26 protein-coding genes are annotated in these 23,128 nt (G+C 63.7%); 13 read left to right on the plus strand and 13 right to left on the minus strand.

From position 1 onward, the window contains the following. Positions 1-10 precede the first annotated feature (10 nt). Positions 11-1,072, plus strand: coding sequence for a ribonucleotide-diphosphate reductase subunit beta (locus tag TTER_RS13185; protein ID WP_012876541.1), 1,062 nt, complete (start codon positions 11-13; stop codon positions 1,070-1,072). A 17-nt stretch (positions 1,073-1,089) separates the two neighbouring features. Here TTER_RS13185 and cofH read toward each other — a convergent pair whose 3' ends face one another. From cofH to TTER_RS13220, 7 genes are all read right to left on the minus strand, one after another. Then, entirely contained in the window at positions 1,090-3,492 is a 2,403-nt protein-coding gene (gene cofH, locus TTER_RS13190; protein WP_012876542.1) for a 5-amino-6-(D-ribitylamino)uracil--L-tyrosine 4-hydroxyphenyl transferase CofH, read from the minus strand. A 278-nt stretch (positions 3,493-3,770) separates the two neighbouring features. Next, complete coding sequence (locus TTER_RS13195) at positions 3,771-3,953, minus strand: DUF2273 domain-containing protein (RefSeq protein WP_012876543.1); 183 nt, start codon at positions 3,951-3,953, stop codon at positions 3,771-3,773. 10 nt (positions 3,954-3,963) lie between these two features. Further along, positions 3,964-4,527 carry a hypothetical protein gene (locus TTER_RS13200; RefSeq protein ID WP_012876544.1) on the minus strand — a complete coding sequence of 188 codons (564 nt, stop codon included), beginning with the start codon at positions 4,525-4,527 and terminating at the stop codon, positions 3,964-3,966. Continuing rightward, on the minus strand, positions 4,524-5,105 hold the full coding sequence (locus tag TTER_RS13205; RefSeq protein ID WP_012876545.1) for a hypothetical protein: 582 nt from the start codon (positions 5,103-5,105) through the stop codon (positions 4,524-4,526). The genes TTER_RS13200 and TTER_RS13205 overlap by 4 nt, the downstream gene beginning before the upstream one ends. Then, entirely contained in the window at positions 5,089-5,394 is a 306-nt protein-coding gene (locus TTER_RS13210) for a hypothetical protein (RefSeq protein ID WP_012876546.1), read from the minus strand. The genes TTER_RS13205 and TTER_RS13210 overlap by 17 nt, the downstream gene beginning before the upstream one ends. A 12-nt stretch (positions 5,395-5,406) precedes the next feature. Beyond that, positions 5,407-5,844, minus strand: a complete 438-nt coding sequence (locus TTER_RS13215; RefSeq protein WP_012876547.1) for an Asp23/Gls24 family envelope stress response protein — start codon at positions 5,842-5,844, stop codon at positions 5,407-5,409. 40 nt (positions 5,845-5,884) lie between these two features. Next, on the minus strand, positions 5,885-6,145 hold the full coding sequence (locus tag TTER_RS13220) for a GlsB/YeaQ/YmgE family stress response membrane protein (protein ID WP_012876548.1): 261 nt from the start codon (positions 6,143-6,145) through the stop codon (positions 5,885-5,887). 183 nt (positions 6,146-6,328) lie between these two features. Here TTER_RS13220 and TTER_RS13225 point away from each other — a divergent pair, with 183 nt between their 5' ends. The 4 genes from TTER_RS13225 (at position 6,329) to TTER_RS13240 (ending at position 9,683) form a co-directional block, all read left to right on the plus strand. Continuing rightward, positions 6,329-6,889 carry an RNA polymerase sigma factor gene (locus TTER_RS13225; protein ID WP_012876549.1) on the plus strand — a complete coding sequence of 187 codons (561 nt, stop codon included), beginning with the start codon at positions 6,329-6,331 and terminating at the stop codon, positions 6,887-6,889. Next, complete coding sequence (locus tag TTER_RS13230) at positions 6,874-7,176, plus strand: anti-sigma factor family protein (RefSeq protein WP_012876550.1); 303 nt, start codon at positions 6,874-6,876, stop codon at positions 7,174-7,176. Before TTER_RS13225 ends, TTER_RS13230 begins: the two co-directional genes overlap by 16 nt. Further along, positions 7,173-7,994, plus strand: coding sequence for a mechanosensitive ion channel family protein (locus TTER_RS13235; protein ID WP_012876551.1), 822 nt, complete (start codon positions 7,173-7,175; stop codon positions 7,992-7,994). Before TTER_RS13230 ends, TTER_RS13235 begins: the two co-directional genes overlap by 4 nt. 93 nt (positions 7,995-8,087) lie before the next feature. Then, positions 8,088-9,683: an alkaline phosphatase D family protein gene (locus TTER_RS13240; protein ID WP_012876552.1), complete on the plus strand. Its 1,596-nt coding sequence runs from the start codon at positions 8,088-8,090 to the stop codon at positions 9,681-9,683. 53 nt (positions 9,684-9,736) lie between these two features. Here TTER_RS13240 and TTER_RS13245 read toward each other — a convergent pair whose 3' ends face one another. Then, entirely contained in the window at positions 9,737-10,642 is a 906-nt protein-coding gene (locus tag TTER_RS13245) for a sulfite exporter TauE/SafE family protein (protein WP_012876553.1), read from the minus strand. Between the two features lie 157 nt (positions 10,643-10,799). Here TTER_RS13245 and TTER_RS13250 point away from each other — a divergent pair, with 157 nt between their 5' ends. Then, positions 10,800-11,189 carry a hypothetical protein gene (locus TTER_RS13250; protein ID WP_012876554.1) on the plus strand — a complete coding sequence of 130 codons (390 nt, stop codon included), beginning with the start codon at positions 10,800-10,802 and terminating at the stop codon, positions 11,187-11,189. Positions 11,190-11,192: 3 nt separating this feature from the next. Here TTER_RS13250 and TTER_RS13255 read toward each other — a convergent pair whose 3' ends face one another. Together TTER_RS13255 and TTER_RS15120 are read right to left on the minus strand one after the other, a co-directional pair. Beyond that, positions 11,193-11,678: a DUF421 domain-containing protein gene (locus TTER_RS13255; protein ID WP_012876555.1), complete on the minus strand. Its 486-nt coding sequence runs from the start codon at positions 11,676-11,678 to the stop codon at positions 11,193-11,195. Positions 11,679-11,690: 12 nt separating this feature from the next. Next, positions 11,691-12,194 carry a hypothetical protein gene (locus tag TTER_RS15120; protein WP_012876556.1) on the minus strand — a complete coding sequence of 168 codons (504 nt, stop codon included), beginning with the start codon at positions 12,192-12,194 and terminating at the stop codon, positions 11,691-11,693. Between the two features lie 130 nt (positions 12,195-12,324). Between TTER_RS15120 and TTER_RS13265 the strand changes: the two genes are divergently transcribed. The 3 genes from TTER_RS13265 to TTER_RS13275 all read left to right on the plus strand — a co-directional run bounded on the left by TTER_RS13265 (position 12,325) and on the right by TTER_RS13275 (position 14,603). After that, a complete protein-coding gene (locus TTER_RS13265; RefSeq protein WP_012876557.1) occupies positions 12,325-12,705 on the plus strand; it encodes a response regulator in 381 nt (126 codons plus the stop codon). A 58-nt stretch (positions 12,706-12,763) separates the two neighbouring features. Then, positions 12,764-13,252, plus strand: coding sequence for an SRPBCC family protein (locus tag TTER_RS13270; RefSeq protein ID WP_012876558.1), 489 nt, complete (start codon positions 12,764-12,766; stop codon positions 13,250-13,252). Between the two features lie 364 nt (positions 13,253-13,616). Beyond that, a complete protein-coding gene (locus TTER_RS13275) occupies positions 13,617-14,603 on the plus strand; it encodes an AIR synthase related protein (protein WP_148212069.1) in 987 nt (328 codons plus the stop codon). Here the strand turns inward: TTER_RS13275 and TTER_RS13280 are convergent. From TTER_RS13280 to TTER_RS13290, 3 genes are read right to left on the minus strand one after another with little or no spacing between them, the layout of a single operon-like run. Then, entirely contained in the window at positions 14,600-15,325 is a 726-nt protein-coding gene (locus TTER_RS13280; RefSeq protein WP_012876560.1) for a DUF72 domain-containing protein, read from the minus strand. The two genes, TTER_RS13275 and TTER_RS13280, sit on opposite strands and share 4 nt — an antisense overlap. A gap of 10 nt (positions 15,326-15,335) precedes the next feature. Continuing rightward, positions 15,336-17,345, minus strand: coding sequence for a beta-galactosidase (locus TTER_RS13285; RefSeq protein WP_012876561.1), 2,010 nt, complete (start codon positions 17,343-17,345; stop codon positions 15,336-15,338). A gap of 2 nt (positions 17,346-17,347) precedes the next feature. Then, positions 17,348-18,874, minus strand: a complete 1,527-nt coding sequence (locus TTER_RS13290; protein WP_012876562.1) for a DUF4129 domain-containing protein — start codon at positions 18,872-18,874, stop codon at positions 17,348-17,350. Positions 18,875-19,019: 145 nt separating this feature from the next. Here TTER_RS13290 and TTER_RS13295 point away from each other — a divergent pair, with 145 nt between their 5' ends. From TTER_RS13295 to TTER_RS13310, 4 genes are all read left to right on the plus strand, one after another. Further along, positions 19,020-20,315 carry an extracellular solute-binding protein gene (locus tag TTER_RS13295; RefSeq protein ID WP_012876563.1) on the plus strand — a complete coding sequence of 432 codons (1,296 nt, stop codon included), beginning with the start codon at positions 19,020-19,022 and terminating at the stop codon, positions 20,313-20,315. Further along, positions 20,312-21,247, plus strand: a complete 936-nt coding sequence (locus TTER_RS13300; RefSeq protein WP_012876564.1) for a carbohydrate ABC transporter permease — start codon at positions 20,312-20,314, stop codon at positions 21,245-21,247. Before TTER_RS13295 ends, TTER_RS13300 begins: the two co-directional genes overlap by 4 nt. Positions 21,248-21,256: 9 nt before the next feature. Further along, positions 21,257-22,084: a carbohydrate ABC transporter permease gene (locus tag TTER_RS13305; RefSeq protein ID WP_012876565.1), complete on the plus strand. Its 828-nt coding sequence runs from the start codon at positions 21,257-21,259 to the stop codon at positions 22,082-22,084. A gap of 142 nt (positions 22,085-22,226) precedes the next feature. Next, the gene (locus TTER_RS13310) at positions 22,227-23,108 is read left to right on the plus strand and encodes a GHMP family kinase ATP-binding protein (RefSeq protein WP_012876566.1); all 882 of its coding nucleotides are present in this window, start codon (positions 22,227-22,229) and stop codon (positions 23,106-23,108) included. The last annotated feature ends 20 nt before the right edge of the window (positions 23,109-23,128 follow it).

Consider the following 23,128-nt stretch of genomic DNA (forward strand, 5'->3'; position numbering starts at 1 on the left):
GGATATCTAGATGAGCGCTTGCTGCACACCAGACAGAGGAGGCATGTACGACCTGAGCCAGAGGATACGCGTGGAGGACAAGAGGCTGATCAACTGCAAGGCCGTGGACGTCAACCAGCTTTGGCCCCTCAAGTACGCCTGGGCTTGGGAGCACTATCTCAATGGCTGCGCCAACCACTGGATGCCCACCGAGGTGCCGATGCACAAGGACATCGAGCTGTGGCGCTCCAACGCCCTCACGCCGGACGAGAGACTGGTGATCATGCGCAACCTGGGCTTCTTCAGCACCGGTGAGAGCCTGGTCGGCAACAACATCGTCCTGGCGATCTTCAAGCATATTACCAACCCTGAGGCCCGGCAGTACCTGCTGCGCCAGGCCTTCGAGGAGGCCATCCACACCCATGCCTTCCACTATATAGTGGAGTCGCTGGGCCTGGACGGCCGCGAGGTGTTCAACATGTACCGCGAAGTGGACTCCATCAAAGGAAAGGACGAGTTCGTGATGTCCCTCACAGAGCGGGTGCTCGATCCCGACTTCACCACGGAGACCCTCGAGGGCATCCAGGACTTCATCCGCAACCTCGTGGGCTTCTACGTGATCATGGAGGGCATCTTCTTCTACAGCGGCTTCGTCATGATCCTGTCCTTCCACCGCCAGAACCGCATGACGGGCATCGGCGAGCAGTTCCAGTACATCCTGCGGGACGAGACCGTGCACCTCAACTTCGGCATCGACCTCATCAACACTATCAAGGAGGAGAATCCCGAAGCCTGGACGGAGGAGCTGCGCCGCGACCTCGTGGGGATGATCCGTCAGGCGGTCGAGTACGAGATCGCCTACGCCCGCGAGTGCCTGCCCAACGGCGTGTTGGGGCTCAACGCGGACCTCTTCCGCGAGTACGTGCAGTACATCGCCGACAGGAGGCTGGAGCGCATCGAGCTGCCGGTGCAGTACCGCTCCCGCAACCCGTTCCCCTGGATGAGCGAGACGATGGACCTGCCCAAGGAGAAGAACTTCTTCGAGACCCGCGTCACCGAGTACCAGAACGCCGGCACGCTGGTGTGGGACTAGCTCCCACACCAGCTTCTTCATCTGCGCGCGTACCGCTTGACGGGAGGCTGCACGAGCGGCAGCAGTGGAGGAGCGCCGAACGACGCCCTGCGCCGCTCCTCAGGCACATCGCCGTACAGCGTAGTCCTCTGCCTGGGCTCCCTCCCTATGGAGGTTATGATCTCCTCCATCCTCTCCGGCGGCAGCTCCTGCCCGTTCTCGCCACCGGCGGCGCGGGTGATGCTCTCGTTCATGAGCGTGCCCCCCAGGTCGTTGGCTCCCGACCGCAGGCAGAGCTTCACCCCCTCAACCCCCATCTTCACCCAGGAGGTCTGGATGTTCGTGATCTCGGGATAGAGCACGAGGCGGGCGACCGCGTGCATGAGCACAGCCTCCCTGAAGGTCGGCCCACGCCGGGCCATCCCCTTCCAGAACATCGGAGCCTCCATGTGGACGAAGGGCAGCGGCACGAACTCGGTGAAGCCCCCGGTCTCCCTCTGCAACCCCTTGATCCGCAGGAGGTGCCGCGCCCAGTGCACCGGGCTCTCCACGTGCCCGTACATGATGGTGGCGGTGGTGCGGATGCCGAGCGAGTGCGCCTGACGTATCACCTCCAGCCACTGCTCCGTCCGGATCTTGTCCGGGCAGATGATCGCCCTGATCTCGTCGTCGAGGATCTCGGCAGCCGTGCCCGGCAGGGTACCCAGGCCGGCGGCCCTCAGCTCGGATAGAAACTCCCGCACTCCCATCCCCAGGGTCTGTGCCCCCTGCCACACCTCCAGTGGGGAGAAGGCGTGGATGTGTATGCCGGGCACGGCCTCCTTCACCGCCCGGCATATGCGCAGGTAGGTATCACCCGTGTACTCGGGATGGATGCCCCCCTGCATGCACACCTCGGTGGCCCCCCTGTCCCAGGCCTCGCGGGCCCGCCGCACGATCTCCTCCAGTGGCAGGTCGTAGGGTGCACCCCGCAGGTTCTCCGAGAGCTTCCCCTTGGAGAAGGCGCAGAACTTGCACCGGAAGTAGCAGATGTTGGTGTAGTTGATGTTCCGATTGACGACGTAGGTCACCACGTCACCGGACGCCCGGCGCCGCAGCTCGTCGGCGGCCTCGCACACCACACGGAACTCCTTGCCCCTGGCGCCAAAGAGACGCACCAACTCCTGCTCCCCCAGGTCTCGACCGGCCATGGCGTCGTCGATGATCGCCAGGAGCTCTCCCGACACCTCGCCTCCGCCGTGCACCACGGGCAGGTCGCCCGAGCTGCCGGGTGACCAGTCATCAGTCCGGGCATAACCCTCGCTGTCGGCGTGGTGCAGGAGCTTGGGCAGCACCCTTGGATCCACCCACCTGGAGGACTCGCGCACATATTCGGGATAGATCGCCAACCTCTCCACGAGCTCCTTGCCCGCCTCCTCCGTCCTCTGGGCCAGCTCCCGCAGGTGCGGCCAGGGAGCCTCCGGGTTGACGTGATCGGGCGTCACGGGCGATACCCCTCCCCAGTCGTTGATGCCGGCCTCGATCAGCCGGCCGTAGGTACCAGGGCTCAGGTTGGGCGGCGCCTGCACGTTCATCTCCGGCCCCAGGAGGATGCGAGCGACGGCCACCGTCCACAGCAGATCCTCCAGGGATGGCTCGGGCGCGTTAGCCATCCGCGTGCCCGGCTTGGCCCTGAAGTTCTGCACTATCACCTCCTGGATGTGCCCGTAGCGCTGGTGCAGAGCGCGCAGCGCCAACAGCGACTCTATCCTCTCCCTGCGAGTCTCACCTATCCCTATCAGGATGCCGGAGGTGAAGGGCACGGCCAGCTCGCCAGCGGCCTCGATCGTCGCCAGGCGCACCTGTGGGTGCTTGTCCGGCGAGCCGTAGTGAGGGCCGCCCTTGCGGGACAGGCGCTCGGAGACGGTCTCCAGCATGATGCCCTGGGACACGGTCACGCCCCGGAGCAGGGCGATCTCCTCCCGGGTCATCACCCCGGGGTTGGCGTGCGGCAGCAAGCCCGTCTCGCGCAGCACGAGATCGCACATCGCCGCCAGGTAGTCGATGGTGCTTGAGTACCCGAGCCTATCCAGCTCCTCGCGGGCAACTCTGTAGCGCAGCTCGGGTTTATCCCCCAAGGTAAACAGCGCCTCCTTGCAGCCGGCCCTGGCGCCGGCCCTGGCCACCTCCAGCACCTCCTCGGGGGTCATGTAGGCCCTCTCCACCCTGCGGGGGGACCAGGCAAAGGTGCAGTAGTGACAGACATCTCGACAGAGGTGGGTTAGCGGGATGAACACCTTGCGGGAGTAGGAGACCCTGTTGGCGTGGGTGGAATCCCTCATCGCCGCCGCGACCTGCATGAGGGTCACCAGGTTGTCATAGTCGGCCAGCAGCAGCGCCTCCTCCGTAGACGGCAGGCTCCCATCCAGCGCCCGCTCGAGTACTTGGTGCACAACGGTCACTCGTAAGCCCTCCTTTCCCAAATATGCGTGCATCAAATACGGCAGTATGAAGCGTCCGCGAGAGCTTTGCACCACCTCGCGCGCAGGCAGATATGTAGCTGTACACAGGGCTTGGGGATCGTGGGAGAAGGGCAAGGCTCACCCGTTGCGGGTACGGTGCCTGCGGTTTGCCCGCGGAGGCGCGGCGCCCCACGCAGCAGCCGCGCCTCTATTGAGTTGTTGGCTGGGTTAACGTATCTGGGCTCTAGGTTAGCACACGCGCTGGCAGCTGTGCAAGCCTAGTACTGTCTACGGCGCTGGAGGCTGGAGAGGTCGAGCTCGCCCTCGATATACATCCCCACCAGGTAGCCCACTATACCGCCGAGGATGATGAGCGCGGTGGCCCCCCAGCCCAGCCACAGTATGAGCAGGACGATCAGGGCGCCCACCAAGGCTCCCAAGTACTTCGCATTGATCACCATCTGGTACTCCTTATCGCTTCTTGCTAACTTCCGACAGCACGACAAGCACTCGCCGCACAGGCACTCGCTGCAGCTGCAGCTCCTGTGTGACGCGCGTCTTGATCCCCTCACCGTAGTCCGCAAGCTTGATGCCCATAGGGCAGGCCACATCACAGCGGACTTCAAAAGCTCCTCGGTGCCACCGCAGGCTCACGCGCGGCGAACTCGCCCCGGCAGCGCGCGCCGCTTGACCCGCCAGTTTGGCCACAGCGCCCGAGGATATCCTCAACTCCCGCCCAGGAGTGTCGTCCACGACCACTTCACGTGGGTTACGCACCACGGACAGCTCACGCAGCAGCAGGGCCAGGCCTATCACAGCCACCACCAGCGCCACGATCGCGATGATGGCCCTGCTCGCCGGTGACACGCCCTGAGGGGATAGGCGAGAGAACGCATCCACGGCCGATCTGTAGCCTGTGTAGTAATTGAGATCCGACGGGGAGATAACCCCGAAGTTCACCAGCAGCAGCAACAGGGACGCCGCGCCCACGAGCAGCGCGAGGAGCAGGATGACTACTCTATTGAAAGCGTTCACTTTACCCTCACCTTCGCCCTTCTGGGATCTATCTCCCTGCAATCCAAGGACATCTTCCGCAAGGGCACGCCCCAGGACTCCACGAGCGACCTGCGCAGGTTTGCATCCAGCCTGGCCCTCACCTGCGATAGGTCCTCACCCCGCCTGACCAGCGCCAAGGCCCTTAGCCCCACTCCCCCCCGCCGGTAGAGCTTGACCCCGCGTCTGGAGTCCAGCACCGCGGCATCGGACTCCAACACCTGCTCAGCGCCAGCATCCACCACCCTGGGATGGAGGCAGACGTCCTCGGTCAGCCTCGCACAGGCAGGGCGAGCCGGCCGCAGCTCGAGCACGAGCAGCACCAGGCACACCAGCAACACCAGCACGAGCACCGCCACGGTGGCCGCGGGAGCCCTGCCCTGCTCCAGCTGGGATACCAGCTGCACGATGGAGTCGCGCCATGCACTCAGCTGGGCTCCCTCCCACAGCGATTGCAGGTCGTAGCCGAAGAGCCCCAAGCTATAGATAAATACTATGATACCCCCCACAAGCAGTGCCGCCGACAGCAGCACCATAAGCAGTCTATTGAGAGCGTTCAACTTCAGGTACCCCCTCCAGGTCCTCCACCACGATGGTCAGCCGACGATCGCCCACCAAGGGGGTGACCGCCGCCCTTACCCGCTCCACCAATAGGGGCACGGGCACGCCATCCGGGTAGGCAGCTATGACGTGCACCCTCACGTCCGAGGGAGTCACCACCACACCCTGGACCTTCTCTCCGGCCCCGTACGTGGCGGCCTCGGCGTAGGTGCCCTTTCCAAGCGAACTAACCCCATGGACCGCGAGGGCGGCTTCAGCCACCGCCCTCGCCAAAGTTATCTCATCCAACTTGGGCTCTCCTTACCGCACTCTCTGCGTCTCTGCTTCCTCCTCTGACTGCTGAGGCTGTGGCAGGATCACATCGTTGACGGTTATGTTGACCTCGGTCACCTTCAGTCCCACAAGGTTCTCCACGCGGTTGATGATGTTCCTGCGCACCGCCTCCGCTACGGCGGGGATAGCTATCCCGTAGTCGACGGCGAGGTTCAGGTCTATGGCGGCTTCCTGCTCGCCCACCTCGACGTGCACACCCCTGGTCACGCTGGGGGAGCCGGTAGCCCTTTCAACCAAGCCACCTATGGCCCTGGAGGCGCCGCCTCCCATATGCACGCCCTCTACCTCCTGCGCGGCCATGCCGGCTATCTTGGCCACCACCACGTCTTCAATGGTGGTCTTGCCGCGCTCGGTCTGCAGCGGGCTGGTGCTCTCCGTGATAGACCTCTCCTGTGTGTTGGACATCTATAATCTCCTTTCCTTACAACACGTGATGTTTATTTGTCTAGACGCTACGGCCACGAACTACCAATCTGTAGAGCGCGAGGAGTACTATCGACCCCACGACAGCTACAAGAATGGACCAGAGGTTAATGCCGGTCACGCCCTCCTGGCCGAATAGGTTGGCTATCCAGCCACCGATCACCGCTCCTATGATGCCGATAATGATCGTGACTATAATGCCGCCCGGGTCGTCACCTGGCATGATCCACTTGGCGAGTACGCCTGCAATAAGCCCTATAACGATCCAAGATATGATTCCCATTCCTTTCGCCTCCTTATTGTTCCGATATATAAGACAATGCTACGGGCTGTTTGTTACAGCCTCTAGACTTTATCTCCGGCCGCTCCAGCGACCACCCGCTATATAGCAGGTAATGTGCCATGCTGGTGCACTTCTTGCTAAGAATCGGTGTGATCTATTGTTGGGGAGGAAGGCACCTCACAGTTGGAGAATCCTGAGGGTACCAGAGAACTCTTGGCAGAGATGGAGCTGGTGAGAGCAGCACGTGATGGCGACAAGGAAGCCTTCTCGGCGCTCGTACGGCTCTACCAGCAGGACGTGTACCGTCTCTGCTACCGTGTGCTGGGCAACCACCACAATGCCGAAGACGCATCCCAGGAGGTGTTCCTGCGGGCGTACGATCGTCTCAAACAGCTAGAAAGCAACGATAAGTTTCGCAGCTGGCTAATGCGCATCGCGGTCAACATCTGCCTAAACGAGCGTCGACGTCGCCACCCTATCACAGAGATAGAGGAGTGGCACCATCCCGATACACAGGATCCAGAGACCAACACGCTCCGCTCGGAGAGACTACAGCTAGTAGAGAGGGCTATTCAGGAGCTGCCAAGAAACCATAGAATAGCATTGGTGCTCAAGGATCTGGAAGGGGTAGATTACGCGCAGATCGCAGACTATCTGGAGGTGCAGGAGGGCACAGCCCGCGTGTGGGTCTACAGGGGCAGACAGAAGCTGAAGGAGATCATAGAGCGATGGAATGGGACATGATCCTCCAAAGATACGTCTGGGGAGAGCTAAGCGAGGAGGAGAGGGCTTCGCTTGAGCTCGAGCTGGAGCACAGCCCTGAGCTGAGGGCCACGCTGGAGGCTTATGTCCGCCTGCACTCTGCCCTGGAGGATATCTCCAAACAGGGGGTGACAGCCCCCGACCTGAGCAGATCAATCGAGAGGAGGGTACAGTTGGCATCGTACTTACGCGGCATGCTGCAGCTGTGTGGGGGGGTAGTAGCCTCCTACGCAAGGGCTATCCTCGCCATGCTGGGGTTGAGCCGATGATCACCATGGCAGACCTGAGGGAGGTCCTCGTAAACTACATCCCACGGGTGACCGTAGCGCTCCTGGTGTTCATCATCGGGGTGATCGTCGCCCTGGTCATCCGACGGCTACTCGTGTTCATGCTGCGGCGAGCGCAGTTCGACCGTCTATGTCAGCGCCTGGGCATCGCGGAGGTACTGGGCGTTGTGGGGCGTAGCCCCTCCAGCACGGTGGGGGCGATCGCCTTTTACCTCCTGTTGGGGCTGGCTTTCCTGCTAGCTCTGGGGCCTCTGGGCGCGCAGTTTATATCAGATACCCTGAGCCAGCTGCTGCTCTACGTACCCAGGGTGCTGGCCGCAGCGCTACTATTGGTGCTGGGGATCGCCATCGCGCGAGTCCTTGCCGAGATGGCAGACAGAACCCTGCTAGGGTTCGGAGTATCAGGCAGTAGGTGGCTGCAAGGGGCCGTACAGGGTTTTGTGTTGTTCGTAGCTGCCCTGCTGGCTGCCACGATGCTCGGGATAGATGTCACCGTCATCGTCGTGCTGATGGTGGTAGCACTGGGCGGAGTCGTGCTCACGGTAGCCCTGGCGCTAGGGCTGGGCCTGCGCACCATGTCGGAGAATATAGCCGCCGGAAGGTACATCTCTCAGGAGGTATCCAAGGGCGATGAGATAGCCGTAGAGGGATACGTGGGTCGCGTGCAAAAGATCAGCTACACATTCACAGTTATCAGCGCGCGCGATGGTAGGACGTACATAGTACCCAATGCCTACCTCATGCGGCACGTAGTGGAGAAGAGGAGTCCCGGCCAAGATACCACACAGGACAATCTATAGGCAAAGCTAGTCACGCGATTGCCTGGCCTTAAGCCGATCTTAATGCACCCGCTCTATCCTCCCAAGTAGAGCAAGCTCTTAGGAGGTAACGTGGTGTTCGCTAGAGAGGTAGCGCATACGATCAGGCTGGCCACAAGCAGGCGCCGGTTCTTGCTTTCCACGGGGTGGTTAGCAGGGATAGCCCTCTCCGCCGGTCCCATCTCCCAAACACGACCGGTACAACCCCCACGTGGCAGCTACCCGTTCACTCTGGGGATAGCCTCAGGAGACCCTTTGGAGAGCTCGGTCGTCTTGTGGACCAGGCTGGCCCCAGATCCCCTGGCACCCGACGGAGGCATGCCCCCTCGCCCAATACCTGTCAGGTGGGAGGTGTATGCAGATGCCCATATGCAGAGAGTGGTCAGGAGAGGTACTGCCATCGCCAGGCCGGAGTATGCCCACTCGGTGCACGTTGACGTGCAGGGTCTCAGTCCCGACCGCGAGTATTACTATCGCTTTATGGCAGGCAAGGAGGAGAGCCCCCTAGGCAGGACGCGTACCGCTCCTTCTCGTGGATCGCAGATCAATCGCTTAGCTTTCGCCTTTGCCTCCTGCCAGGAGTTTCACTCGTACTATCCTGCATACGGCCACATGGCCAGGGAGGATCTGCACTTCGTGGTGCATTTGGGCGACTACATCTACGAGAACGTACTGCGCGCCCCAAGGGGTTTGAGCCTGCCGGCGGAAGTCGCTCTCGAGCCCCAGGAACTGGCATCCTACAGGATAAGGCACGCATTGTACAAGTCAGATCCCCAGCTACAGGCGGCTCATGCTGCCTTCCCATGGATAGTGACCTGGGACGACCACGAGGTAGAGAACAACTACGCCAGCGAGTACTCCGAGGACTATCCAAGCGTGTCTCCAGAGGAGTTCCTGGTCCGCAGGGCCGCTGCCTATAGAGCCTACTGGGAACATATGCCGCTACGGGTACCCTCTCCAGAGGGTCCCAGTCTAAGGCTGTACAGGCAGCTATCCTTTGGAGACTTGTTGAAGCTGCATGTGCTGGACACGCGCCAGTACAGGGACAGGCAGACTAGCTGCGCAGGCGAAGCAATGGTCGAAGGCTACTGTCGATCCGCGACCGACCCAACAAGAACCATCCTAGGGGAGGAGCAGCTGCAATGGCTAATGCAATCACTGGACAGCTCCCGAGCGACCTGGAACGTCCTCGCTCAGCAGATCATCTTCTCGCAGCGGGACAACCTACCAGGACCGGGGATGAACTACGTGGGCAACGGAGATCAGTGGGATGGCTACAAGTCAGACCGCGACAGGCTGCTGGATTTCCTCCGAACGCGCAGGCCATCTAATCCGATAATCATCACCGGGGACGTGCACCGCAACTACGCCTATGAGGTCAAGGCCGACTTCGCCGACCCCAACTCCCAGACACTGGGAGCGGAGTACGTGGGTACGTCCATCAGTTCTGGAGGTACCCCCACCAAGCGGGAGATGGTGCTGGGCGGTACGCAGGACGATCCACACCAGGTAATGTACAACAACTCCAGAGGCTACGTGCGTTGCAGGATCACCAGAGAAGTATGGCAAGCGGACTACAGGGTGGTGGATACCGTAAGCAGGCCGGAATCTCCCATATCCACCTTGATCACCCTGACTAGCGAGGACGGCGACCCTGGGATAAAGCTCTAACAGGGACAAGTGGGTCGGGGGATATCCCCCGACCCACTCGATGGATCCTCTACCTAGCTCGAGTACTCGTACTCTCTCGAGATCTCCACGTGCCTCTCACCCGACTCCTGACGAGAGGCAACGAAGGCTGTGACACATGCTGCCAACCACACCACGCCGATCACGCCGTAGGCGGTGGCGGCGATGGATTGGCTGGCATCCAAGGATGTCAGCAGCGTGCGGGCGTTGGTCAGCAGGATGAGCCCTCCCACTGCGGACCCGAGCACGCGCGGGTGCATCTTTCGCACCAGCCAGGCCGCGATCGGAGCGGCGATCATACCCCCTATCAGCAGCGCCAGCACGAGCTGCAGGGCTATCTGGCTGCGATCCAGGGACACTAGGAAGCCGGCGCTGGCGGCTATCGCCACCAGAAACTCGCTCGTGTCCACCGTGCCCACAGTGCGGCGGGGATCGAGCCTACCTGAGGCCAATATGGTGGGGGTGGATATTGGTCCCCAGCCACCGCCACCGGCCGCATCCAGGAAGCCGGCCAACGCCCCAAGGGGGACCAGGAACTTCGGGGTGAGCTGCTTCTTTATCTGAGGAGTGCTCTGGCCCAGGAAGGCAAAACGGATCAGGATATAGGTCCCCAGGAGGAAAAGGAACAAAGCTATCCAGGGCTTGGCGGCCTCAGCAGACACCGAGCTGAGCACCACAGCCCCGCAGAAGGCCCCTACGGCCCCCGGCACAGCTAGCCAGCCTACTGCCGACCAGCTGACGTTGCCCAGCTTCCAGTGCGAGAGGCCCGACACCAGCGTAGTCCCCACCTCCGCAAGGTGCACGCTGGCGGAGGCAAAGGCTGGCGCTATCCCAGCCAGCACCAGCAACGTGGTCGAGGTCACACCGTAGGCCATACCCAGGGAGCCGTCGACCAACTGCGCGGCCAACCCCACTATGGCCAGTATCAACAACTTGCGCAACTTACAACCTCCAGATCGCGAGATTCTCTACTGTGTCAGTCAACTTAGTTGAGAGTTTACAACCTGGCCTCCAAAGATGGAAGATCAAACGCTAAAGTATTAGTATTGAAACTTAGGCAGGCTATAAAACTTTCTTATAGCATCTTGGGAGGCTAGGATGCGCAAGGGGTGCTTTCGAGCGGGTCTCCACCGGCAGCTCTTCCCCCTGGAGGGGGCCAGCGACCTCAGGGTCGTCCTGCTCGTGGCCTATCTGCCGGTGCTGCTCTGGTTGGTGGGGCTGGAGCTGCCGGCATCGGTGGCCAGCATGGCGTTCGCGATCTCCCTGGTCAGCATAGGGCTAGGTGCGCTCCTCGGACGGCGGCTGGGGGTGAGCCCTTGGGGCACTATCTGGAGGTCGGGGATGTTGGCCGAGGCCTTCTTCATCACCTACATCGGCAGGTCGCTCTGGGGCAAGTGGTGGCTGGGTATGGGGCTGGCGATAGCTGGCCTGGGGGTGATGGTCGTGGCGGCCGCCCTGCTGCGGTGTCTGCTGCCCTCAAGGGACTGACCCCTATCGCGAGCCCTCCGTCGTGGCCCTGGCGGTGACCCAGGGCACCCAGCTGGGGATGATGGATATGTGACCGTCCCTCTCGAGCACCGCGTACTTGATCTGCTCCATCCGCTCCAGCCCGTGGATGGTGCGGGCGTTCTCCAGCACGTCATCCAGGCTGACCCTGGCGCGCCTCAGCCGGTCGTGGTGCACCACTCCGTTCTCCACCAGCACGAGGGGCACATCGTTCACCAGCTTATCCAGGGCGCGAAAGCGCAGGGTGAGGAAGGAGAGCACGAGATCCGTGCCCACCAGCGTCAGCACGATGAGGAAGGCGTTGGTCAAGGAGTTGTCCCCGTCGATCATCGCCTGCTGGATCGCTTCGGAGATGATCAGCAGGAGCACCGCGTCGAAGGTGGTGATCTGCGCGAGCGATCGCTTGCCGTTGATCCGAAAGATCACCAGCAGGAAGAGGTACACCGCCAGTCCCCTGAGTATAGAGTTCATACTACCCTCCCACTATGGCCATACTATCTGCTTGAGGCTCACGCGGCTGCCCTCATTGAGGAGCACCTCACCCGAAGCTACCCCCGCCCTGTCGAACTGGAAGCTGAAGATCACCTCGGGGCGCGTCACGCCTCTGCCCACCTGGAACTCGAAGACCGTGTAGCCCTCCTCGCTCCTGGCGCTGGACGGCAGGGGCACTATGTTGGAGATGTCCACCTCGTCCAGGTAGGAGCGCGGCAGCGCCAGGCTGAATCGCCCATCCCGCGTGGCGCTGCCGTCCACCTCAAGGGACATCCGCGCGGGCGTCTCCAACCGAGCGAAACGAGGGTAGCGGACCAGCAGCCGGCCGTCAGCGGACCTGGCCTGCCCCCAGCTCAGCGGCCCTCCGCCCAGGATACCGAGCAGCCCCGCCAGGAAGGCCACGAGCAACAGCAGCCTCCCAGCGTACTCCACCAGCCACTCTCGCCGCTGAAACCGCAGGTCCTGCTCCAGCTCTAGGCCGTCCACCCTCTCCATAACCTCTATGCCCCCATCAGAGATATCTAATAAGAGGATGCAGGAAAACTGGCACGGATGGAAGGACTATCGCGCTGTAGATATAATGTCTCAGACTCTATCTGCGCCGGGAGCGCGACCAGGGGGTAGCATGCACAGGGGAAAGATATTCGTGGTGGACGACCTGGAGGACTTCAGGCAGCTGCTGGAGGATGTGCTGTCGGAGCAGGGGTACGAGGTGCTGAGCTTCGAGCGAGCAGCCGATGCCCTGGCAGCGCTGCAGGCCCAGGCACCTGACCTGCTCATAACCGACATAAGGCTGGGGAACGAGAACGGTTTGGGGCTGGTACGCACAATCAGGGCCAACGCGGAGACCCGGCAGCTACCGGTCATCATCTGCACCGCGGCCATCCTGGACCTGGAGGAGGTTGAGCCGATCGCGGACCCATGCCTACACGTCCTACCGAAGCCGTTCGAGATCGCTGACTTGGTGCGAGATGTGAGCGACCTGCTGGCGAGGGGATGTAAGTGAGCAGGGTGGAACGGGTCTTGCGATAGCAAGCCGTGACGTTATATAGGAGGCAGTAAAGATGGCTACCGTAATCAAGAGCATAGACGTGAACGTGCCGGTGCGCACCGCCTACAATCAGTGGACCCAGTTCGAGGAGTTCCCCAGGTTCATGGAGGGCGTCAAGGAAGTGAGGCAGCTGGATGACAAGCGCCTCCACTGGCGCGCCGAGATAGGCGGCAAGGAGGAGGAGTGGGACGCCGAGATCACCGAGCAGATTCCGGACGAGCGCGTGGCCTGGACCAGCACCACGGGCGCGCGCAACGCCGGCGTGGTGACCTTCCACTACATTGACGACAACACCACCCGAGTGACTCTGCAGCTGGAGTACGAGCCCGAGGGCTTGGTGGAGAACATAGGCAGCATGGTCGGCGCGGTGGACCGCAGGGTGGAAGGCGATCTCAAGCGCTTCAAGGAGTTCATAGAGAGCCGCGGCGTGGAGACCGGTGGCTGGAGGGGCACCATACAGGACCACCCGGAGGCCGGCCACGATCCCTCCGAGAGGATGTGATCGCTGGATAGGGGGGCGATGCTGGGCACCTGGGCACCGCCCCCCGCACGGCAGGTAGAAGGGATCTCCCCGCCAAGTACAATTATCTCTGAAATCGTTTCCCATGTCTAGATCTGGCAACGATTTTCTCCCATTGTAGGCTCAAGGGGCAAGCTATCCCCAGAGATGAAAGGTTTTACGTCGCCCCCCACCTGCTACCCCTATCGTGTATCATCTCTAGGAGAGACCGCGAAAGGGGTAGGAAAGAGTGGACAAGCAAGACAGGTACGCCTCCGCTGGCGTGGACTACGATGTGCTGGACAGGGTGAAGCGGTTGGCGCTCGCGGAGGCCGGCCGCACGGGCGGGCTTCTGTCACGGTTGGGCATGAGCGAGATCCCCGAGAGTCGAGGGGAGACCGCCTACGTAGTGGATGCCGGAGACCACTACATCGCCACGGTGCTGGAGTGCCTGGGCACGAAGAGCCTCGTAGCGGACGCGATGAGGCCCCACCTAGGCAGGTCCTCCTACGACCGCATCGCTCAGGACGCCGTGGCCGCGATCGTCAACGACCTCGTCGCCGTCGGCGCCACCCCGCTGGTGGTGCACGCCTACTTCGCGGTGGGGGCCTCGGAGTGGTTCGCGGACGAGGAGAGGGCCTCGGACCTGGTGCGCGGCTGGGCGCGGGCCTGCTTGGAGGCCGGGGCCTCCTGGGGTGGCGGGGAGTCGCCGGCCCTCGGGGGCATCATCCGCACGGACGCGATAGACCTCGCGGGCTCGGCGGTGGGGATCGTGCGCCCCAAGAGCCGGCTGGTGACCTCGGACAAGCTGCGGGAGGGAGACGCGATCGTGCTGCTGGCCAGCACGGGGATACACACCAACGGGCTGAGCCTGGCGCGCAAGCTCGCCGCCGAGCTGCCCGACGGCTACCTCACCCCCATGGAAGACGGCAGGTACTTCGGTGACGCCCTCCTGGACCCCGCCCCCCTCTACTCGCGCGTGGTAGAGGGCGCCCAGCAGGCAGGGCTAGAGATCCACTACATGGTGCACATCACCGGCCACGGCTGGCGCAAGCTGATGCGCGCCCCCCAGGACCTGACCTACCTCCTGGAAGAGGTGCCCACGGTACCCCCAGTACTTGAGTTCATCTGTCGCGAGGGACGCATCCCGGAGGCCGAGGCCTACGCGCTGTTCAACATGGGAGCTGGCTTTGCGATCTTCCTGCCGCCGGCGCAGGCCGACGAGCTGGTGCGCCTGGCCTCCCAGCAGGGCGTTGATGCCCTGGTGGCGGGCAGGGTGATCGAGGGGCCGCGCAGGGTGGTGATCCAGCCCAAGGGCATAGAGTACTCCGCCGAGGACCTCCGGATACGCTAGAGCAGGCCCCGCAGGGTCGCGGCGTTCTCGACCGCGTAGGCGCGCACGTCGTTGTTGAAGTAGACGTAGACATCCCGCTCGCGGAGGCGCTCCCTGATCCAGTCAGCCCAGGACCGCAGCTGCTCCTCGGTGTACCGCGAAGCGTACAGCTCTCCCGGGCCGTGCATCCTGATGTAGGTAAAGCCGCCCATCTCGATCCGCCAGGATGGGAGGTGAGGGGAGTCGTTGAGCACCAGCGACGCCTCCAGCGCCCGCAGCGGCTCGAGGGCCCCCTCCGCGAGCCAGGAATCGTGTCGAAACTCAAAAGCGTACCTCAGACCCCTCGGCAGCAGCCGACAGAAGGCCGCGAGCCTCTCCACGTGCTCCTCGTCGGCGCGCATGGAGGCCGGGAACTGCCACAGGACCACCCCCAGCTTGCTTCCCAAACCCCTGGCTCCGAAGAGAAAAGCCTCCAGGGGAGCCTCCACCTCCCGCAGGCGCCGCACGTGCGTGATCAGCCTCGGGCCCTTGAGCGCGAAGCGAAAGCGCTCGGGGGTGGACTCGCCCCAGCGCTCGAACACCCCGCGCGAGAACCTGCCGTAGAAGGTGGCGTTGATCTCCACGGTGTCGAAGCGCTCGGCGTAGAACCCGAGCCACTCCCGCTGCGGCAGGGACTGCGGATAGAACCTGCCGCGCCAATCCCTGTACACGTAGCCGGAGGTGCCCACGTAAGGGGTGCCCACGGCCCCGCCCTCAGGCGTCGGCCCGGAGGATCCGCACGTCGTAGGCGGCCATCACGATCTCTCCCCGGAGCTCCTCGCCGCTCAACAGCTCCAGGAAGGCCTCGCCCTCGGGCAGGCGAACGGTCACCTCCTCCGGGTTGTGGTTGAGCAGGAACACCAGGCGCGCGCCGTCCTTCTCCCGCAGCGCCGCCTCCACCCCTGCGGGGGTCTCCATCACGGGCTGGACTCCCTGCTCGAGCAGCAGCAGGCCGTAGAACTCGTCCAGGAAGCGGTCCTCCGGGTGGCTGGCGATGTAGTAGGCCCTCCCCTCGCCGAAGCGGTTCTCGGTCACCACCGGCGTGCCGGCGTAGAAGTCCTCGCCGTAGGTGGCCACGACCCTGGCGGTCTCCGTCCGCACGATGTCGCACATGCGGCCACACTCGTAGGTGCCCGTGCCGTCGGCCATCACGATGTGGTTGACCTGACCCTCATACAGGGCATCTATCTCCTCCACCCAGATGCCCAGCACCCTCCGCAGCGGCCCGGGATAGCCCTCGAACGCCAGGTCGTGCTCGTCGGCCACGCCCGAGAACTGGGTGGCCACGAACACGCCCCCGCCGCGCACGAAGCCCTCTATCCGCTCGGCCACGCCGGGCTTCACCATGTACAGCATCGGGGCTATCACCAGGTCGTAGCGGGACAGGTCCGAGTCGCTGAAGACCACGTCCACGGGCACGTTCTTCCGCCAGATCGCCCGGTAGTGCTGGCGCACGGTCTCGACGTACCTCTTCTCCCGGACGGGCCCCACAGCGTCGTCTATCGCCCACCAGTTGTTCCAGTCGAACATCACGGCCACCCTGGCGGGCGTGGCGGCCCCGATGGTCGCATCACCTAGGCGCTCGAGCTCGGCGCCCAGCTCCGAGACCTCCCGGAACACGCGGGCGTCCGTCCTGCCGTGGTGCTCCACCACGGCCCCATGGAACTTCTCGCAACCACCCCTGCCGCGGCGCCATTGGAAGTACATCACCGTCTCCGCCCCGTGGGCCACCGCCAGGTAGCTCCACAGCCTGAGGACTCCCGGCCGCTTGAGCTGGTTGACCGGCTGCCAGTTCTGGCTACTGGGCGTCTGCTCCATGAGGATGAAGGGCCTGCCGTCCTTCAACCCCCTGTTGAGGTCGTGCAGGAAGGCGATGTCGCCGGGATCGGCCGTGGGCCATGGGTAGCAGTCCCAGGAGACCACGTCCATCTCCTTAGCCCACTCGCGGTAGTCCAGCAGCGGGTAGGTGCCCATGAGGTTGGTGGTGACGGGCACGTCCGGGGAATGCTCCCGGATGGCGTCGCGCTCGATCTTGAAGCACTCGAGCATAGCCTCGCTCTGGAAACGCTTGTAGTCGATCGTCAGGCCGTGCGTCAGGTTCTCGCCGTTGGCGTAAGGCGGTGTGATCTGCGACCAGTCGGTGTAGGTATGTCCCCAGAACCGGGTCCACCAGCTGCGGTTGACCTCCTCGAGGCTGCCGTAGCGCCTCCGCAGCCAGGCCCTGAACGCCTCCGCGCACACTTCGCACATGCAGGTGCCGCCGTACTCGTTGGAGACGTGCCAGGCCAGCAGGCCGGGATGCCCACCGTAGCGCTGCGCGAGCCGGCTCGCCACCTCGCGGATGAACCGCCGGTAGTTGGGGGAGTTGGGGCAGTAGTTGACCCTGCGGCCGTGGTGGTGCCTGCGGCCGGTGTTGTCCGCGCGCAGCACGTCGGGGTAGCGCTGCGACATCCAGGCGGGCTGCGCCGCCGTGGGCGTCGCCAGCACGAAGTACCTGCCCGAGGCGTGCAGCATCTCCAGCACCCTATCCAGCCACTCGAAGTCCCAGGTGTGCTCGTCGGGCTGGAGGGACACCCAGCTGAACACCCCGACGGTGGGGACGTTGTAGTGGGCCTCCTGCATGAGACGCACATCCTCCACCCACACCTCAGGGGGCCATTGCTCGGGGTTGTAGTCACCGCCGTGCCAGATGAAGGGAGCTTTGGGGTTTATGGGACCGTACAACTTCACCTCCTTGGAGAGCTTTGATCGGTATCACGGGCTTCCTGCTTGCGTCTGAGCTCCTCCTGGATGCGTTCTACATCGGCCCTGGCGCGCTCGGCCTCCTCCTCGGAGAGGGGTTGCCGGCTGTAGCGAGCGCGCACGAACTCCGAGGTGAGGTCGTCCAGCGCGGGCTCGGCCTCGGGCACCTCCGGCCTGAGGGTGCGCTCGAAGTCGTAGGGCGTCTGCGAGCGCCGGCGGGGATGCCCCGCGCCCTCGGCCACCTCCAGCATCCGCAGGTAGTAGTACCTCACCCTCCCCCTGGGGTCCAACCTGCTGGGGTCTATCCTCTCGCCGCGGGCAACGCCTCCGAGGGTGCGGCCCGCGGCCCTGAACCGCTCGGCGAGCCGTCGGGAAGCGCTGGACGCTGCGCCGGTGATCCGGGCCCACAGCGACCGCCACCAGGCGCGCAGCACCTCGAGGAGGCGCAGGCGGGCCAGCGGCGCCAGCAGGTCCGGGCGAGTGCGCAGGTACGCCCGCAGCACGTAGACCAGGATCGCCGCCACTATCGCCCAGAAGATCAGGGAGTTCAGGAAACCGGGCCAGCTGAAGCCCCCGTCCTGAGGCCGGCGCATGAACTCGGGCAGCTCGCGCGGGGGAGGGGGATTATCTCCCGTCCGCCCGCCGCCGAAGAGGTGCGCTATCACCCATAGGAAGGGCAGCGATATCAGGAACCAGATGGCGCCTATCGTCCAGATGATGGCATTGAGGACGAGGGCGAGCGTCTCCAGCAGCCCCATCGTGTAGGTGGTCGGCAGCAGGGCCACCAACAGGAGCACCGACACCAGGAAGAGCAGGCTGTACCGCAGCCAGCGGGAGCCCAGCGCCGGCTGGACCCTGGCGCCCACCTGTTCCCAGTGGGCGCGCAGCGTGGAGTACCTGATCTGCCCCAGCATCAGGAAGCCCAACAGGAAGTACACCAGCACGTTCAGGATGACCCCGCCCACCGGCGGCCGCGAGAGCTGGAACAGGCTGCGCAGCCCCAGATGGGTCATCCCGGCGAAGATGAGCAGGATGACCGCCCCGAAGAGGAAGCGCGAGGCCAGCCGCTCCTCCGGGGGCACGTAGGTGGCGGACCTCTCGGGCGTCTCCCCCAACGCCTCCAGATCCCTGGCGGTGAGCGTGCCCCCGAGCCAGCACGCCACGACCACCCCGTAAGCCACCAGCGCCGGGGGGCTGAAGTCGGGGATGCCCGCCAAGGGGTTGGCGCTACCCTCGTTGAGGCCCTCCGCCAGCTGCAGCACGAGGAACAGTCCCACCAGCTCCATCAGGCGATAGCGCAGGGTGGGGTAGCTCCGGGGGAGCCGCTCCCTTATCAGCCGATAGGAGACCTGCGCCTCCAGCGCCGCCAGCGCCGAGATCACCACCAGGTAGCCCCCGCGCCACTGGGGCTGGAGCAGCTCGATGAGCTGCACTATGGAGACCACTATGCAGCCGAACAGCACGGCCACGGCCAGTGGTCTGTAGACTGTCACCAGCAGCCTGTCCCTCATCGTACTCGCATGTTACTCCCATCCCGGCCAGCAGGTCAAATATCTAGCCAGCACCACGACACGTGTTGACTCAAAACTAAAGTAGATATACACTAAACTCCGCGTTACCTGTATATAGGATATATGCAGAGAAAGGAGTGTTGAGATGCCGAAGGTCCTATCACGGCGCGACTTCCTGGCCAGGGCCGCTGCCGGCCTGGTGGGGTGCGCGCTGGCGTCGATGGGCTGCGGCACCCAGACGCAGGGAGGCACGGGAGGCGGCCGTACCACCCTCAACCTGTGGTACTGGAACCGCTCGATCGACGACAACATCCTCGAGCAGGTGAACAAGCGCTTCCCCAAGGCCAACCTCGTGCCGCAGAAGATCGGCGGCGACTACCGATCGAAGCTGCTGATCACCTTCGCCGGCAAGTCGTACGTCCCCGACATCGCCGGCATCAACGTGGACATCGCGACCTACTTCCCGGACGCCGACCAGTTCGTGGACCTCCAGAGCGTGGGGGCCAACGAGGTGAAGTCCGATTACCTGGAGTGGAAGTGGTTGCAGGGCATCACCCCTGAGGGCAAGATGATAGGCTTCCCGATGGACATCGGCCCCATAGCGCTCTTCTACCGCGAGGACATCCTGCGGAAGGCCGGAGTACCCACCGATCCTGACCAGCTCTACGAGCGGATCAAGACCTGGGAGGAGTACTTCGAGCTGGGCGAGTTCCTCAAGTCCAAGCTGCCCCAGAGGGTGTCCCTCGCCGACGAGATCACGCAGATCTTCCAGCACGTGATGGCTCAGGGTGCCGATTGGTACCAAGACAAGAGCGGGCACTTCATCGGCGACCAGGCCCACGTCAAGCGCGCCTGGGACCTGGCGGTCACCGCCCACAGGAAGGGGCTCCTGGCCAACTCAGCCCGCTACTCCACCGACTGGAACGCCTCCGCCGACACCGGCAGGTTCATCACCTTCCACGGTGCGGTGTGGATGAAGCTCATCCTCAAGGACGCTGCTCCAGACACCACCGGTCTGTGGCGGGTGTGCCCCGCGCCGGGCGGAGCGGGCAACAGCGGTGGCTCCTTCCTGTCGATCACCCGCTACTGCAAAGATCCGCAGCTGGCGTTCGACATCATCAGCTGGGTGCAGAACCCCGAGAACCAGCTCAAGGCTTACGTGGAGATAGACCTCTACCCCTCCACACCCAGCATCTACAACCGCCCCGAGATGAACCACCCAGAGGAGTTCTTCGGCGGGCAGAACACGAACCCCATCTTCAGCGAGTCCGCCCGCCAGGTGAAGCCCTTCTACCTGGGGACGGAGTACAACATCATCAACCCCATCTACGCCAAGGAGCTCACCAACGTCGCCACCCAGGGGAAAGACCCCGAGCGGGCCTGGGAGGACGCCCTGCACGAGATACAGAAGAGACTACAGCTGAGAGGTGCATGGAAATGAGCACAGTAGGAGTGGCCACCAAGGAGAAGGAGGCGGGCAGGAAGTCCTGGCGGACCTGGAGCACGTACGTGCCGATGTACATCGCCATCGCCCCCTTCTACATCCTGTTCGCGGTGTTCGGGCTGTTCCCGATATTCTTCTCCCTCTACCTGTCCTTCCACAGCTGGGACGGCATAGGGGAGATGCGGTTCGTGGGGCTGGAGAACTTCCGCTACCTCGTGACTGACCCCAACTTCTGGCAGTCGATAGTCAACACCTTCGTCATCTGGATCATCTCGACGATCCCGATGCTCGTGCTCGCCCTGGTCCTGGCGTTCCTGCTCAACTGGCCGATCAGGGGCAAGGGCTTCTACCGGGCGGCGTACTTCATCCCGAACGTGACCTCGATCGTCGCGATCGCGATCATCTTCGGCTCGATCTTCGGCAACAACGCCGGCCTCCTCAACGCCGCGCTGCAGGCCGTGGGGCTGCCCACGGTGCAGTGGCTGAACAACGCCTGGGGCATCAAGATCGCGATAGCCTCCATGGTAATCTGGAGATGGACCGGCTACAATGCGATCATCTATCTAGCAGGGCTGCAGGCCATCCCCTCAGCGCTGTACGAGGCCGCCAGGGTCGACGGCGCTACTGGTCCACAGATCTTCTACCACATCACCCTGCCGATGCTGCGGCCGGTGATCCTCTTCACGGTGATCACCTCCACCATCGGCGGCATGCAGCTCTTCACTGAGCCTCAGGTGCTGGTGGGCAACGGCGGTGGTCCCGGCCAGTCGGGACTGACGATGGTGCTGTACCTCTACCAGCAGGCGTTCACCCAGAACATGTTCGGCTACGGCGCGGCGATCGGCTGGGGGCTGTTCGTCATCATCGTGCTCTTCTCGGCCTTCAACTGGCGGGTGGTCCAGAGGGCCGGCACGGTAGGTCTGAGATAGGAGGCGGCCATGGCAAAGCGCTACTTCACGAGCTCGATCATCCACATCCTCCTCCTGCTGGGGGTGGTGATCTCCATATTCCCGTTCTACTGGCTGGTGGTCATGTCGACCAACACCACGGGCGACATCTTCCGCTACCCCCCGAAGCTCACCTTCGGGGACCAGCTGGTGACCAACGTCCAGCACGTGTTCCAGAGCATCAACTTCCTGGACTCCTTCATTAATACTCTGATCGTGTCGGTGGTCACCACCATCCTGCTGCTGGTGTTCGACTCGCTCGCCGGCTTCACCTTCGCGAAGTTCGACTTCCCGGGCAAGAACATCCTGTTCCTCATCCTGCTGGCGACGTTCATGGTGCCCGGCCAGCTCTCCACGGTGCCGATGTTCGCCATCATGGCGACCCTGGGCTGGGTGGGTTCCCTCAAGGCGCTGATCATCCCGGGGGCGGCCAACGCCTTCGGCATCTTCTGGATCCGCCAGTACGCGCAGGAGGCCGTGCACGACGAGCTGCTAGAGGCGGGCAGGCTGGACGGCTGCGGGCACTTCCGCCTGTGGTGGCACGTGGGCCTGCCGGCGCTGCGGCCGGCGCTGGCTTTCCTGGGCATCTTCAGCTTCATCTACACCTGGAACGACTACTTCTGGCCCCTGGTGGTGCTGATCAACCCCGAGCACATCACCCTGCAGGTGGCGCTCTCGCAGCTCAACGGCATCTACAACACCGACTACAGCATGGTGATGGCGGGCACGCTACTTGCTACCTTACCCCTGATCGTGATATTCCTGCTGGGCAGCCAGCAGTTCATATCCGACCTAACGGCAGGTGCCGTGAGGGAATAGAGAACACCAACCGTGGGCACCAAGCCCGCATGGCTACTACCTCCCCGCTCAAGGGCCTCCCGCAAGGGGGCCCTTTCTCATGCCCGCGGGCTTGGCGCGACTCCTGCTAATGGCGAGTCAGAACCTTCCGGAGGATAAGAGGATGTCAGAGGATGAAGCTATCAGGGTGAGGATCCCAGTGCGGGTGGACTTCGCGGGCGGGTGGACCGACGTCCACTACTTCTCCAGCCAGGAGGGGGGCGAGGTGCTCAACGCCGCCGTGCTCCCCTGCGTGGAGGGCGAGGCCAGGTGGCGGGGCACGCAGCTGGACCTGCGGTACAGCCTGGACCTGCCGCCCGGCACGGGGCTGGGGACTTCGGCATCGGTGGACGTGGCCTGGCTGGCGATGACCTACCGGCTGATGGGGCGCGAGCTCACCGCCGTCCAGCTGGCCGAGGACGCTTACCGGCTCGAGAAGCTGCTCGGCGTGGAGGGCGGCAAGCAGGACCAGTACGCCGCCGCCCTGGGAGGCTTCAACTACCTGCGCTTCGGGCCCGAGGACGAGCCGGCGGAGGTGGAGCAGCTGGACATCCCGCTGGAGGTCAGGGCCGAGCTGGAGGGAAGGCTCCTGCTGGCCTACACGGGTCAGGCCCACGCCTCGGGCGACCTCCACGAGCGGGTGTGGGAGGCCTTCCGCAGCGGCGACCGCGACAAGCACGAGGTGCTCTGCCGCATGCGCGACCTGGTGCCCGTCGCCCGCCAGGCGCTCCTGGACGCCCGGTTCGAGGAGCTGGCGCGCGTGATGACCGAGACGTACGAGCTCTCGCTCCGCCTCGACAGGGGGCTCGTGACGCCCGAGATGGACCGCCTCGCCGAGGCCGCCCACCACGCCGGCGCGATCGGCTGGAAGGCTTGCGGCGCCGGAGGGGGCGGCTGCATGCTCTTCCTCTGCCAGGAGGGCGCGCTCCCCAGGCTGGTGGAGCGCTTCGGGCGGATGGACGTGCAGGTCATCCCCGTGCGCTTCCAGCCCAGCTCCGAATGGTGAGCCCCGCCGCCATACCCCAC

Source organism: Thermobaculum terrenum ATCC BAA-798 (assembly GCF_000025005.1).
In the GTDB taxonomy this organism is placed as follows: domain Bacteria; phylum Chloroflexota; class Chloroflexia; order Thermobaculales; family Thermobaculaceae; genus Thermobaculum; species Thermobaculum terrenum.

Coding starts and splice junctions, on each gene's coding strand:
- TTER_RS13305 (WP_012876565.1), top strand. CDS start 21,257: ATGGCAAAGCGCTACTTCACGAGCTCGATCATCCACATCCTCCTCCTG.
- TTER_RS13220 (WP_012876548.1), bottom strand. CDS start 6,145: ATGGGAATCATATCTTGGATCGTTATAGGGCTTATTGCAGGCGTACTC.
- TTER_RS13195 (WP_012876543.1), bottom strand. CDS start 3,953: ATGGTGATCAATGCGAAGTACTTGGGAGCCTTGGTGGGCGCCCTGATC.
- TTER_RS13300 (WP_012876564.1), top strand. CDS start 20,312: ATGAGCACAGTAGGAGTGGCCACCAAGGAGAAGGAGGCGGGCAGGAAG.
- TTER_RS13255 (WP_012876555.1), bottom strand. CDS start 11,678: ATGAACTCTATACTCAGGGGACTGGCGGTGTACCTCTTCCTGCTGGTG.
- TTER_RS13310 (WP_012876566.1), top strand. CDS start 22,227: ATGTCAGAGGATGAAGCTATCAGGGTGAGGATCCCAGTGCGGGTGGAC.
- TTER_RS13185 (WP_012876541.1), top strand. CDS start 11: ATGAGCGCTTGCTGCACACCAGACAGAGGAGGCATGTACGACCTGAGC.
- TTER_RS13250 (WP_012876554.1), top strand. CDS start 10,800: ATGCGCAAGGGGTGCTTTCGAGCGGGTCTCCACCGGCAGCTCTTCCCC.
- TTER_RS13265 (WP_012876557.1), top strand. CDS start 12,325: ATGCACAGGGGAAAGATATTCGTGGTGGACGACCTGGAGGACTTCAGG.
- TTER_RS13270 (WP_012876558.1), top strand. CDS start 12,764: ATGGCTACCGTAATCAAGAGCATAGACGTGAACGTGCCGGTGCGCACC.
- TTER_RS13235 (WP_012876551.1), top strand. CDS start 7,173: ATGATCACCATGGCAGACCTGAGGGAGGTCCTCGTAAACTACATCCCA.
- TTER_RS13290 (WP_012876562.1), bottom strand. CDS start 18,874: ATGAGGGACAGGCTGCTGGTGACAGTCTACAGACCACTGGCCGTGGCC.
- TTER_RS13230 (WP_012876550.1), top strand. CDS start 6,874: ATGGAATGGGACATGATCCTCCAAAGATACGTCTGGGGAGAGCTAAGC.
- TTER_RS13275 (WP_148212069.1), top strand. CDS start 13,617: ATGAGCGAGATCCCCGAGAGTCGAGGGGAGACCGCCTACGTAGTGGAT.
- TTER_RS13215 (WP_012876547.1), bottom strand. CDS start 5,844: ATGTCCAACACACAGGAGAGGTCTATCACGGAGAGCACCAGCCCGCTG.
- TTER_RS15120 (WP_012876556.1), bottom strand. CDS start 12,194: ATGGAGAGGGTGGACGGCCTAGAGCTGGAGCAGGACCTGCGGTTTCAG.
- TTER_RS13295 (WP_012876563.1), top strand. CDS start 19,020: ATGCCGAAGGTCCTATCACGGCGCGACTTCCTGGCCAGGGCCGCTGCC.